Raw genomic sequence first — 12,961 nt, forward strand, 5'->3', positions numbered from 1 at the left:
TACAGCCATTTATGAGTTTAAAATAAAATTGAAACTGGTATATTCGTTTTGTATAATGAGTAGGTTGAGGGGTGAATAAATGTTAAAGCCAAAAACACGGTGGAACTTGCAATCTGCCGATGAAAACAAAGTTGCTGTACTAGCTGAAGAGCTTCATATCACACCTTTGGTTGCAGCCCTGCTTGTGAATCGAGGCCTGGATACAATTGAAAGTGCCCGATCGTTTTTATTTGTAAAAAATCAAACTTTTCATGATCCATTTTTATTGAAGGATATGGATAAAGCAGTATATAGAATAAGAGAAGCCATTCAAAATGGGGAAAAAATACGTATATTCGGTGATTATGATGCGGATGGCGTGACATCGACCACAGTGATGATGACTGCGCTGATGAAATTGGGGGCCAATGTTGATTTTTATATCCCGAATCGGTTTACAGAGGGGTATGGTCCGAATCCGATGGCGTTCCGCCTTGCAGCTGAGCAAGGGGTGAAGGTATTAATAACCGTCGATACCGGAATTTCTGCAATCGATGAAGCGAAACTTGCCGGCGAGCTTGGCATGGATTATATATTGACCGACCACCACGAACCGGGGCCGGAACTGCCTGAGGCATTGGCAATCATCCATCCTAAACTTGAGAACAGTTCCTATCCATTTAAAGACCTTGCCGGAGTAGGGGTCGCATTTAAGCTTGCACACGCCCTGCTTGGGGAATTGCCTGAGGATCTGCTTGAAATAGCGGCAATCGGCACGATAGCGGATTTAGTGCCATTGCAAGGGGAAAACCGCCTCATTGCTGCGCAAGGCATCGAGCAGTTGCGTTTGACTCGCCGCCCGGGACTTGTTGCGTTAATGAAAGTGGCTAATGTTCAGCAGGAAGCATTGAATGAAGAATCAATCGGCTTTGCGATGGCACCGAGGATCAATGCTGTCGGGCGCCTTGGAGATGCCGATCCCGCTGTCGATTTATTGATGTCACAAAGCCTGGAAGAAGCGGTGGAACTTGCGAATGAAATTAATGATATCAATAAAGAGCGGCAGGAAATGGTTGCAGCAATGGCGGAAGAAGCGATTGCTGAAGTCGAGGAAAACTTCCCGCCGGAGTCCAATGGCGTGCTCATCATCGGAAGGGAAGGCTGGAACGCAGGAGTCGTGGGGATTGTTGCCTCTAAACTTGTCGAACGCTTTTACCGGCCCACGATTGTATTGAGCTATGACCGGGAAAAGGGATACGCGAAAGGTTCTGCTCGGAGCATCGCCGGTTTCGATCTTTTTCAAAGTCTTTCCGCCTGCCGTGAACTGCTGCCTCATTTCGGTGGGCATCCGATGGCTGCTGGAATGACATTGAAAATTGAAGATGTCCAGGAGCTCAGGGACCGTATGAACTTGATTGCGAAGGAACAACTGAACGAAGAGGACTTCACACCGATTACAAACTTGGACGGGGCTACGACTTTAGCTGACGTTTCCATTCAAACGATTCAGGAAATGAGCTTGCTGGCGCCATTTGGGGTAACGAATCCCAAGCCGAAGATATTGATAGATTCCGTACAGCTTTCAAGTGTCCGCAAAATAGGTGCCAACCAAAATCACTTGAAGGTCTCGCTTGAAGATGGTGAAAATCACAAACTTGACGGTGTTGGCTTCGGTCTTGGTCATTTTGTCGATGAAATAGCTCCGCACGCTGAGGTCTCGGTTATTGGTGAGCTTTCCATCAATGAGTGGAATAATATGAAAAAGCCCCAGATCTTTGTCCAGGATGTGTCGGTAAACCATTGGCAGTTATTCGATTACCGCGGCAAGGGACAGGCAGAGAAGTGGCTTGCCGACATTCCTGCACAAAACCGGAAAATCGTCATTTTCTCGGAAGATATCTATAGCAGATATCCATTTTTACAAAGCCATCCGGATCTCGTTATTATCAAGAATGAACTGGATGCAGAGCAGCTCGACTGCTTCGAAGGTCATTTGGTATTTATGGACATGCCGCAGTCAAGGGAATATTTGAAACGGGTGATTGCCGATAAGCACCCTTCGCGTATCTACGCTCACTTTTCCCATGAACAGGACCATTTCCTAAGTACGATGCCAACAAGGGATCATTTCAAATGGTTTTATGCCTTCCTTGCCAAAAAGGGACCGCTCGATGTGAAAAGATATGGTGATGACCTAGCCAAATATCGCGGCTGGTCAAGAGATACTGTGGATTTCATTTCTAAGGTGTTTTTTGAGCTTGATTTTGTTACAATAGAGAATGGGTTAATTATGCTCACAACCAATGCGAAAAAACGCGATCTCAGTGAATCTGAATCGTATACAAGAAAGAAAGAGCAATTTGAGCTTGAACAAGAGCTTGTTTATTCTTCCTATCAGCAATTATTCGATTGGTTCAATCATTATTTAGTTCATGAGGCAACAGACCTTGAGGAGGAAACAAAGCAATGGATTTAAAGCAATATGTAACAATTGTGCAAGACTGGCCAAAACCGGGTATTGTCTTCAAAGATATTACAACATTAATGGATAACGGTGCAGCTTATAAATACGCAACAGACCAAATCGTCGAGTACGCTCGCGATAAGAATATCGACTTGGTGGTCGGGCCGGAAGCGCGCGGATTCATTATCGGATGTCCAGTCGCATACTCATTGGAAGTGGGCTTTGCTCCAGTGAGAAAAGAAGGAAAACTTCCACGTGAAACGATAAAAGTCGAATATGGATTAGAATATGGCAAGGATGTATTGACAATCCATAAAGATGCCATTAAACCGGGACAGCGTGTACTGATTACGGACGATTTACTTGCTACCGGGGGAACAATCGAAGCGACGATCAAATTGGTTGAACAGCTTGGCGGAATTGTAGCCGGGATTGCATTCCTCATTGAATTGACTGACTTGGATGGTAAAGATAAATTAGACGGCTATGATGTCTTGACATTAATGAGCTTTTAATAAAGAAGAGCACTCTGACCAGGGTGCTCTTTCTGTTTTTACCCGTTTTTTCTGGACTTTGTCGAATTTCCAGTGAAAAAAAGCAGTATTCTTTATAAAATACACGTTTATCTCTTTACATCCTTGCCTTTTTTTTCGATAATAGTAATAATAAAGAGTTTTTCTGCTAATAAGTTTATTTGCACTTTTATCCGTTTAAGCGGATTTATTTTTTTTCGCAAAAATTGTCACGTTTTGCAGAATAAAGGGAAGTGCTACCAATCATACTCAATCCGGATCATATCCGGTGGCAGTTAAAGTGGGGTAAAGGTGATTAAATGGCTAATGATCAAATATTGACTGCCGAGCAGGTTGTAGAACGGGCCAGCTTATATCTTCAGCCGGAAGAAGCTGAATTTATTCATAGAGCGTTTAAGTATGCAGAATATGCTCACCGAGAACAATTTCGTAAATCGGGAGAGCCTTATATTATTCATCCGATTCAAGTGGCGGGCATTCTGGCTGAACTTGAAATGGACCCTGCAACCATTGCGGCAGGTTTTTTACATGATGTTGTTGAAGACACGGAGATCACTCTGAAGGATATTGAAGAAAATTTCAGTCCTGAAGTCGCCATGCTTGTGGATGGCGTGACAAAGTTAGGGAAAATCAAGTATAAATCACAGCAGGAGCAACAGGCGGAAAACCATCGGAAAATGTTCGTGGCGATGGCCCAGGATATACGGGTCATCCTGATCAAGCTTGCGGACAGACTTCATAATATGCGGACATTGAAGCATCTGCCGCAGGAAAAGCAGAGAAGGATATCGAACGAGACGTTGGAAATTTTCGCACCGCTTGCTCATCGTCTTGGTATCAGTACAATTAAATGGGAACTTGAAGATACTGCACTAAGGTATTTGAATCCTCAGCAGTATTACCGAATCGTCAACCTGATGAAGAAAAAGCGTGCAGAACGTGAACAGTATCTGGAAGAAGTCATTGATGAAGTGCGTAAAAACGTTGAGGAAGTCAATATTAAGGCTGACCTTTCCGGGAGACCGAAACATATATACAGCATTTATCGTAAAATGGCTTTGCAGAATAAGCAGTTCAGCGAAATTTATGATTTGCTTGCCGTTCGTATCGTCGTCAATAGCATAAAGGATTGCTATGCCGTTTTAGGGATCATCCATACATGCTGGAAGCCGATGCCAGGCCGATTCAAAGATTATATTGCGATGCCGAAGCCGAATATGTATCAATCGCTCCATACGACGGTGATCGGACCGAAAGGCGACCCGCTGGAAGTGCAGATCCGTACTTCCGATATGCATCGCATTGCCGAGTTCGGGGTTGCCGCGCATTGGGCTTATAAAGAAGGAAAAGATGTCGGTGAACAGCCTTCACTGGAAGAAAAATTGACATGGTTCCGGGAAATTCTTGAATTCCAGGATGATGCGACTAATGCAGAGGAATTCATGGAATCCCTTAAAATAGATCTTTTTTCTGATATGGTATTCATTTTTACACCAAAAGGCGATGTCATCGAACTGCCATCAGGATCCAACCCGATAGATTTCGCTTACCGGATTCACTCGGAAATCGGAAACAAAACGATTGGTGCTAAAGTGAATGGGAAAATGGTGCCGCTGGATTATAAACTGAAAACTGGCGACATCATAGAAATCTTAACTTCTAAGCATTCATATGGTCCAAGTCAGGATTGGCTTAAACTAACGCAAACATCTCAGGCGAAAAACAAGATCCGCCAATTTTTCAAGAAGCAGCGCCGGGAAGAAAATATCGAAAAAGGCAAAGAGCTTGTTGAAAAGGAAATCAAGGATATGGAGTTCGACCTGAAGGAAATCCTGACGGCCGAGAATATCAGGCGTGTTGCAGATAAATTCAACTTCCTGAATGAAGAAGATATGTATGCAGCAGTCGGATATAACGGAATCACCGCCCTTCAGGTAGCTAACCGCCTTACCGAAAAATGGCGTAAGCAGAAAATGGTCGAGCAAGAAGCGGATATTTCTGAAGCTGTAGCCGATCTGAAAACCTTCTCCAATACATCGAAAAAACGTGACTCAGGTGTACAGGTACCGGGGATTGATAACCTGCTTATCCGTTTATCGCGCTGTTGCAACCCAGTGCCAGGGGACGAAATTGTTGGTTATATAACCAAAGGCCGTGGAGTTTCAGTTCACAGACAGGACTGCCCGAACCTGGATAGCGGGGATTCCGACCATCGCCTTGTACCTGTTGAATGGGAAAGTACGATTAATGAACGCAAGGAATACATCGTTGAAATTGAAATCAGCGGCTATGACCGTCGCGGCTTATTAAACGAAGTGCTGCAGGCCGTCAATGAAACCAAGACCAACATTTCGGCGGTCTCGGGTAAATCGGACAGGAATAAGGTGGCGACCATTCACATGTCGATCTATATCCATAACATTGCCCATTTACAAAAGGTCGTCGACCGTATCAAACAAATTTCAGATGTTTATTCCGTTAGAAGGATAATGAACTAAGGAGTTTTTATTGCCATGCGTGTTGTTTTACAACGTTCCAAAGCGGCAAAAGTCGTTGTCGCAGACCAAGTCATCGGGCAAATCGACAGCGGGCTCGTCCTGTTGGTTGGTGTCACCCATGGGGATACCGTCGATGACGCCGCCTATTTGGCCGATAAGATTGTAAATCTCAGAATATTTGAAGATGAAAATGAAAAGATGAACCATTCACTCTTGGATGTGGGAGGTTCGATTTTATCAGTTTCACAATTCACCTTATACGGCGATAGCCGCAAAGGCCGTCGACCGAACTTCATGGACGCCGCCCGTCCTGAAGAGGCGAATGAAATATATGAAGCATTTAACGAGGAACTCCGCAAGAAAGGCGTCCATACTGAAACCGGTCAATTTGGTGCCATGATGGATGTTCAGCTTACTAATGACGGTCCCGTTACACTAATACTTGAAAGCAAAAAATAACCTGCTGCGGCAGGTTATTTTTGTAGAAAAGCCAGCTTCGATTCGAAGCTGGCTTTTCTAATTCTTATTTAAAATAACGCGCCAATCCATTATAGATGGCAGATGTGATTTTTTCTTGATACTCATTCGATGTTAACGTCAATTCTTCCAATGGATTGCTTAAATAACCTAGTTCAATAAGTGTTGCTACCCGTTTATTTTCGCGGGTAACATGAAAATTCCCGTAACGTGATCCGCGATTGGGCACCTGCATGGTTGAACCGAGTGAATTGGCCAGAGTAGCCGCCAATGCATGCTGGTAGTCATGATAGTAGTATGTGGTTATCCCGCTGGTGATCTGGTCCTTGGTGCTATCATAATGGAGGCTGATGAAAGCATCCGCGTTATGTATATGAGAAGTGCTGACCCGGGAAGGGAGTGGAACATAGGTATTTCCGCTTCTGGTCAGGATCACTTTAGCTCCTGCCGCCTGAAGTTTGTCCCGCAGCAGCTCTGCCGTACGAATCGTCAGGTTTTTCTCGAGTGTTCCACCGACGCCTATCGTACCGCTATCCCTGCCGCCATGGCCGGGATCGATCACAATGGTTTTATCCTTTAAGTACTTTTCAACGCCAGGTCGTTGGATCTGCTCCGAATTCCCTTCGATCGTCACGATCCATCCGGCTACATAAGCCGTTTTTCCGCTCTTCAGTTTAATGGAGTACCAGTCGCCTTCCATACCTGATGCGGAGAACGTTTCACCTGCATTGGCCTGCTCGACAATCTTCGAGTTGCCATCAGGCTCGCTTCTAAGAATCGTACCATCATGAATGATGGTAATCTCGTTTCCTTTTACATCAACCTTTTTTTCCTTAGCCATTTGTTCAACATTCTCTTTTTCCAGGTACCAACTCACGACCCAGCCCTTTTTTGAACCGGAGAGCTTGATCTGTGTCATATTTCCCTTTGTTTGCAGTACGGCGTACGTCTCATCCTTGTTCACCGAACCGATGACCTTGCTGGAGAGAGAGGCTTCTTTCCTGACATTTAAACCCGCAGCGGTCACCCTTGCAGTGGCGCCTGCCGTTTCATTTTTCATGTCTTCTTTACCTTCGCTCACTTGTATGTAAGGTTCAGCTACCCAACCGCGGACTCCTTGGAAATCTATTTCAGCCCATTCATTTTCAACCCTGTAAACGGTCACTGACGTATTTTTATTCAGCTTTCCTAGCGAGGCACTGCTTGTCGATGGTTCCGAACGGACATTGAGCCGGTCCACCAAAGTTACTCCGGTTTTTACGGATTGATTCGTTTCTTTTTTCTTAGTTGAATCTTTCTTCGCTGCATTTCCTGATGCGGCGGGGAGATTAAGGTAGTCAGAAGAGACCCAACCTTCGATATCCGCCGTTTTGATCTTTATCCAATTTTCATTTTTTTCAATGATGTCAACAGCTGTACCTTTACTCAAGGACCCAACCGTTTGAAATGTAGTGCCTGGGCCTGTACGGACGCGGACCGAGCTGCCTGATATCACGCCTTGTCCGGATTCCTTTTTGACCTGATTGGTTTCAGACCCAGTTTGTTTCTCCACTAACCAATTGGCAACCCATCCCGTTTTGCCGGCGCCAATCCGGATTTCGATCCAGTCGCCATCCTCATTCAGAATGGGATACGAGTCCCCTTTTTCCAGTTTTTTTACGATAGGGAAACTGAGGCCTGCACCTTCACGGACATTGACCACTTGGGTCGTCACGATTTTTTCCCCTTCATCTTTTCCAAAAGCGTGATTGACGGGGAAAATCGCTGAGAGTATCAGCATCAGTGTCAGGCCAAATAAACCCGATTTCTTCTTCATAAGTTGTCTCTCCCTTTTAATGTCTATATGTATGTATTCTCGTTCAATGAAAATTTCCCTCTTTCCTTGTGCAAAAAACATTTTTTTTAGGAAAGAATAGAGCTTATATAACTCTAGGAGGGAAACCACATGAAATTCAGCGAAAAAGATCAAACGAGCTTAAGCGGAGGCAATCAAGTATTGGGTGTCGATTTTCACGATTTCATCCAAAAGGAACAAAGCGCAAACCTTGTTGAATTGGCTTCTGAATTCGGAGTCAATGTCCGGACAATCAAAAATCTGAAAAAACGTTTGAACCAATAAAATGCGACAAAATCCTCAGTCTGCCTTGACATTTGATGTTAACGTCCGTATGATTATAAAATATCAGACTTATTACTGCAATAACCAATGATGGAGAAGAGTAATTAAGAAACACATGAAAAGAGAGGAAATGCCGAGGCTGAAAGCATTCCACATGATGACTTAATGAAAGAACCCTCCGTAGGCTTCACTCCGAACGGATTTACTTAATAGGAGATGAACGTAAAACAGGCGTTAACTGTTTTTGAGCGGGGGCACTTTTTTTGTGCTTCAACTAGGGTGGCACCACGGGATATCCAAACTCTCGTCCCTTGTAACATATAAGTTACAAGGGGCGGGAGTTTTTTGTTTGGAAAAAATCAGTATAGCGCGCCGTATCAGAAAGGGCGCCTTGCTTTAAAGGAGGAAACACACATGTCTATTCAGATTCCTAGAGGTACCCAGGATTTATTGCCTGGCCAAACGGAAATTTGGCAGTATATCGAAAACACGGCGCGTGAGATTTGTCACCGTTATCAATATAAAGAAATCCGCACTCCAATTTTTGAGCACACGGAATTATTTTTACGTGGTGTAGGGGATACAACCGATATCGTTCAAAAAGAGATGTATTCATTTCAAGATCGCGGTGAAAGGAACTTAACCCTTCGTCCGGAAGGCACCGCATCTGTTGTACGGTCATATATCGAGAACAAAATGTTCGGGTGGGCCAATCAACCGGTCAAGCTTTATTATATCGGGCCGATGTTCCGCTACGAACGTCCGCAAGCAGGCCGATTCCGTCAGTTCGTTCAATTCGGCATCGAAGCTTTAGGAAGTAAGGATCCAGGAATCGATGCAGAGGTTCTGTCACTTGCGATGAACCTGTACAAGGAACTTGGTTTGAAAAAGCTGAAACTTGTGATCAACAGCCTTGGTGATAAGGAAAGCCGGACAGCGCATCGCAATGCGTTAATCAAACATTTCGAACCCCGCATCGGCGAGTTTTGCGGCGATTGTCAAAACCGTCTGGAAAAGAATCCTTTGCGTATCCTGGATTGCAAAAAGGATCACGGTCACGAATTGATGAACACGGCTCCATCCATCATTGAATATTTAAATGATGAATCCCGTATTTATTTCGAAAAGGTGAAACAGCATTTAACCGATTTGGAAATCGATTTCGTAGAAGATCCGACTCTAGTGCGCGGCTTGGATTACTATAATCATACCGCCTTTGAAATCATGAGTGATGCAGAAGGCTTTGGCGCCATCACTACACTTTGCGGAGGCGGCCGTTATAACGGGCTGTCTGAAGAACTTGGCGGACCGGAAACACCAGGAATCGGCTTTGCACTTAGCATTGAACGCCTGATTGCAGCCCTCCAAGCAGAAAACATCGAGCTTCCGATCAAAAAGGGAATTGACTGCTATCTTGTTTCATTAGGTGAAACAGCCAAGGATTATACCGTCAAACTTGCCCATCAATTGCGGAATGCCGGTTTTACCGTCGAAAAAGACTATCAAGACCGTAAAGTGAAAGCACAATTCAAATCAGCCGACCGCCTTGAAGCAAGATATGTGGCGACACTCGGGGATGATGAATTGGCAAATAATAAAATCAATGTGAAGTTCATGGAAACCGGTGAACAAGTCCAGATGGATCTTGCTACATTCGTTGAACAATTTAAAAAGCTACAGGCTTAAGGGGGAAATACCATGTTTGGCAGAACATACTTCAATGGTGAAGTGACAGAAGCAGCTATTGGTGAAAAAGTAACATTAAAAGGATGGGTACAAAAACGCCGGGATTTGGGCGGTGTCATCTTTATCGACCTACGTGACAGAAGCGGAGTCGTCCAAGTCGTTTTCAATCCGGACATTTCGGCAGAAGCGCTGGCTACAGCCGAAAAAATCCGTAATGAATACGTCCTTGATATCCAAGGGACAGTCATCAAACGTGATGAAGCCAACTTCAATCCGAACGTAACAACAGGGACAGTTGAAGTTCAAGCAGAAAACGTTACAATTTTAAACGAAGCAAAGACCCCTCCATTCATCATTGATGAAAGAACGGATGTATCAGAAGACATCCGCTTGAAATATCGTTATTTGGACCTGCGCCGTCCAGCGATGTTCGAAACGCTGAAAATGCGTAACCAAACAACAAAAGCGATCCGTGATTACTTGGATGGTGAAGGCTTCCTTGATATCGAAACACCTATCTTAACAAAAAGTACACCTGAAGGAGCACGTGACTATTTAGTGCCTAGCCGTGTGCACGAAGGGGAGTTCTATGCACTTCCGCAGTCACCGCAAATCTTCAAGCAGCTATTGATGGTATCAGGTTTCGAACGTTATTATCAAATTGCCCGCTGTTTCCGTGATGAAGATTTACGTGCTGACAGACAGCCTGAATTCACGCAAATCGATATCGAAACAAGCTTCATGAGCCAAGAAGATATCATCAAGACCGCAGAAAACATGATGGCTAAAGTGATGAAAGACGTAAAGGGATTGGACGTAACACTGCCATTCTCTAGAATGACCTACAATGAAGCGATGAGCCGTTACGGATCCGACAAACCGGATACACGCTTCGGAATGGAACTTAAAGATGTTTCCGAAATCGTCAAAGATAGTGATTTCAAAGTGTTCACCGGAGCTGTTGCAAGCGGCGGACAAGTAAAGGCGATCGTCGTTAAAGATGGAAATGCGGATTATTCCCGTAAAGACATTGATGGATTGGCTGAATTTGCAGCGATTTACGGTGCAAAAGGCCTTGCATGGCTGAAAGTTGAAGAAGACGGCGTAAAAGGGCCGATCGCCAAATTTTTCGCTGAAGATCAAGAGCAATTAGTATCTGTATTGGAAGCCGAGGTGGGCGATTTAATCCTATTCGTGGCGGATAAGAAAGGCATAGTCGCTGATTCACTTGGAGCACTACGCATCAAGCTTGGTAAAGAAAGAGGCTTGATCGATCAAAGCAAATTCAACTTCCTATGGGTGACCGACTGGCCATTATTTGAATATGACGAAGAAGAAGGACGCTACTATGCAGCACACCATCCATTCACAATGCCATTCCGTGAAGACATGGACAAATTGGAATCAGACCCAGCAAGCGTCCGTGCCCAAGCATATGACCTTGTACTGAACGGCTACGAACTTGGCGGTGGATCACTGCGGATATTCGAACGTCACGTTCAGGAAAAAATGTTCAAAGTACTTGGATTCTCCGAAGAAGAAGCAAACGCACAATTCGGCTTCCTAATGGATGCATTCGAATACGGAACGCCTCCACACGGCGGAATCGCCCTTGGATTGGACCGCATGGTCATGCTGCTCGCAGGCCGCACGAACCTTCGCGACACCATCGCGTTCCCGAAAACAGCAAGCGCAAGCGACCTGCTCGTTGACGCACCGAGTACTGTAAGTGACAAGCAATTAGCCGAACTTAACCTAAGACTTGCTGCACTTAAAAAATAATTCATTTGGGAAAAATATGAAAAAATACCTAGGTGTTTTTTCTTGAAACTGAGCTAAGCATTATGATATGATATTTCCAATAAGTAAGAGTCCTGATGTGTTCGTTCTTTAACCTATAAGTTTTGACCGAACACTTATAGTTACCGGGAGCACTAGTTTCCTGGCCGCGTAAAAGCCTCCCTCGAAGAGGACTTACAAACGCGAGGAACCGAGCACCCACCTGCGGAGAGCGGGTTCAAAACAAAGGCGTAAACGGCACAATTGGGACTCTTACACCTTACAAAGCAACTCATGTTACATAACATGGGTTTTTTTGTGCGTAAAAATAGTCAATTTACAGGAGAATGTGTATATTTACGGGTAAATGGTGCGAATCCACAACTTTTTCTGAAAACTCGTGACATATAAAAAAACACCATCCTTTCCATCAAATAATAGAAAGAATAGCGTCCTTTTCATATTTGGGATATTGATTTTCCTTAGCTTGATGTTGATGATGATACTTGCTATTAATTATTTTTGACTTTCGTTCTTGTGATGCTACGACGACCATCTAAACTAATCGGTGCCTCCCCGTCAATTGTAATTCTTCGAACAACTCTTTGTGCATCATCATAGTCATTTACTGCATAATGCTGAGTTGCACGGTTATCCCAGATGACGACATCTCCAGCACTCCATCGCCAGCGAACGGTATTTTCTATTTGTGTAACATGTTCTTGGAGGACGGAAAACAATTGGGCTGAATCGAAGGAAGAAAGGCCGACAAATTTTTTCACAAAATGACCGAGTAAAAGATGGCGCTCTCCGGTTTCAGGATGTACATGGACAACTGGATGTTCGGTTTCATATAGAGTGGAAGTAAATACGTCTTTATAGTGACTATCAGCCTCAGAAGAGACGTTGGAGCGTTTTGCAGCATAATCATAGTCATTAGTATGGAGTGCCCATAATTGATCAGCAAGATTTCGTAATTCTGCTGGTAGGTTTTCATAAGCAGTGGTTGTATTCGCCCAAACGGTATCGCCACCTACTTCAGGTATCACAACCCCCCGTAAAATGGAGAATTTCGGGTATGCGGCTTCAAATGTAACATCTGTATGCCATGAGTTGGCTCGACCACCACCATGATCAGAATTCAATTCCAATATATAATTTGAGCCATTCTTTACTGGTACAGTTGGATGAACAACTGGATTTCCAAGTAGCCCTGCAAAAGCTTCTTGTCCCTTATCATCTAGATGATCCTGATTACGGAAGAAAACAACTTTATGCTTTAAGATCGCCTCTCGGATTGATTTAACTGTGTTAGCATCAAGATCTTCAGAAAGTTTAATCCCTGATATTTCTGCACCAATACGTGCAGCAACTGGTTTTACAACGATTGTTGATGAATTTTGAACTTGTTTGACATTACTCATTT

9 protein-coding genes, 1 other RNA gene and 1 other annotated feature are annotated in these 12,961 nt (G+C 44.2%); of the genes, 8 read left to right on the plus strand and 2 right to left on the minus strand.

Translation table 11 applies throughout. The annotated features are described in order from the left end of the window. The first annotated feature begins 79 nt into the window (after positions 1-79). The 4 genes from recJ (at position 80) to dtd (ending at position 5,933) form a co-directional block, all read left to right on the plus strand. Entirely contained in the window at positions 80-2,455 is a 2,376-nt protein-coding gene (gene recJ, locus ACWF5P_RS03520; protein ID WP_452444596.1) for a single-stranded-DNA-specific exonuclease RecJ, read from the plus strand. Next, positions 2,446-2,958 carry an adenine phosphoribosyltransferase gene (locus tag ACWF5P_RS03525; RefSeq protein WP_034308789.1) on the plus strand — a complete coding sequence of 171 codons (513 nt, stop codon included), beginning with the start codon at positions 2,446-2,448 and terminating at the stop codon, positions 2,956-2,958. Before recJ ends, ACWF5P_RS03525 begins: the two co-directional genes overlap by 10 nt. Before the next feature lie 317 nt (positions 2,959-3,275). Further along, positions 3,276-5,474 (plus strand): RelA/SpoT family protein, encoded by a 2,199-nt coding sequence (locus ACWF5P_RS03530; protein WP_101222762.1) that lies wholly within the window; start codon positions 3,276-3,278, stop codon positions 5,472-5,474. Positions 5,475-5,489: 15 nt separating this feature from the next. After that, positions 5,490-5,933 carry a D-aminoacyl-tRNA deacylase gene (gene dtd / locus ACWF5P_RS03535; RefSeq protein WP_434167481.1) on the plus strand — a complete coding sequence of 148 codons (444 nt, stop codon included), beginning with the start codon at positions 5,490-5,492 and terminating at the stop codon, positions 5,931-5,933. 64 nt (positions 5,934-5,997) lie between these two features. On the opposite strand, the gene ACWF5P_RS03540 is transcribed toward dtd, so the two are convergent. Continuing rightward, positions 5,998-7,767, minus strand: a complete 1,770-nt coding sequence (locus ACWF5P_RS03540) for an SH3 domain-containing protein (protein ID WP_452444597.1) — start codon at positions 7,765-7,767, stop codon at positions 5,998-6,000. A 129-nt stretch (positions 7,768-7,896) separates the two neighbouring features. Here ACWF5P_RS03540 and ACWF5P_RS03545 point away from each other — a divergent pair, with 129 nt between their 5' ends. From ACWF5P_RS03545 to ssrS, 4 genes are all read left to right on the plus strand, one after another. Continuing rightward, positions 7,897-8,070, plus strand: coding sequence for a hypothetical protein (locus ACWF5P_RS03545; protein ID WP_034308777.1), 174 nt, complete (start codon positions 7,897-7,899; stop codon positions 8,068-8,070). Positions 8,071-8,148: 78 nt separating this feature from the next. After that, positions 8,149-8,385, plus strand: a binding site (T-box leader). Between the two features lie 99 nt (positions 8,386-8,484). After that, positions 8,485-9,756 (plus strand): histidine--tRNA ligase, encoded by a 1,272-nt coding sequence (gene hisS / locus ACWF5P_RS03550; RefSeq protein WP_101222759.1) that lies wholly within the window; start codon positions 8,485-8,487, stop codon positions 9,754-9,756. Positions 9,757-9,768: 12 nt separating this feature from the next. Further along, the gene (gene aspS / locus ACWF5P_RS03555; protein WP_452444598.1) at positions 9,769-11,538 is read left to right on the plus strand and encodes an aspartate--tRNA ligase; all 1,770 of its coding nucleotides are present in this window, start codon (positions 9,769-9,771) and stop codon (positions 11,536-11,538) included. Positions 11,539-11,624: 86 nt separating this feature from the next. Continuing rightward, a non-coding RNA gene (gene ssrS / locus ACWF5P_RS03560) (6S RNA) lies at positions 11,625-11,810 on the plus strand. 237 nt (positions 11,811-12,047) lie between these two features. Here ssrS and ACWF5P_RS03565 read toward each other — a convergent pair. Then, positions 12,048-12,959 (minus strand): TauD/TfdA dioxygenase family protein, encoded by a 912-nt coding sequence (locus ACWF5P_RS03565; protein ID WP_452444599.1) that lies wholly within the window; start codon positions 12,957-12,959, stop codon positions 12,048-12,050. Positions 12,960-12,961: the final 2 nt, after the last annotated feature.

Source organism: Peribacillus sp. NPDC055009 (genome assembly GCF_053608705.1).

Coding starts and splice junctions, on each gene's coding strand:
- ACWF5P_RS03530 (WP_101222762.1), top strand. CDS start 3,276: ATGGCTAATGATCAAATATTGACTGCCGAGCAGGTTGTAGAACGGGCC.
- ACWF5P_RS03540 (WP_452444597.1), bottom strand. CDS start 7,767: ATGAAGAAGAAATCGGGTTTATTTGGCCTGACACTGATGCTGATACTC.
- ACWF5P_RS03525 (WP_034308789.1), top strand. CDS start 2,446: ATGGATTTAAAGCAATATGTAACAATTGTGCAAGACTGGCCAAAACCG.
- hisS (WP_101222759.1), top strand. CDS start 8,485: ATGTCTATTCAGATTCCTAGAGGTACCCAGGATTTATTGCCTGGCCAA.
- aspS (WP_452444598.1), top strand. CDS start 9,769: ATGTTTGGCAGAACATACTTCAATGGTGAAGTGACAGAAGCAGCTATT.
- dtd (WP_434167481.1), top strand. CDS start 5,490: ATGCGTGTTGTTTTACAACGTTCCAAAGCGGCAAAAGTCGTTGTCGCA.
- recJ (WP_452444596.1), top strand. CDS start 80: ATGTTAAAGCCAAAAACACGGTGGAACTTGCAATCTGCCGATGAAAAC.
- ACWF5P_RS03545 (WP_034308777.1), top strand. CDS start 7,897: ATGAAATTCAGCGAAAAAGATCAAACGAGCTTAAGCGGAGGCAATCAA.
- ACWF5P_RS03565 (WP_452444599.1), bottom strand. CDS start 12,959: ATGAGTAATGTCAAACAAGTTCAAAATTCATCAACAATCGTTGTAAAA.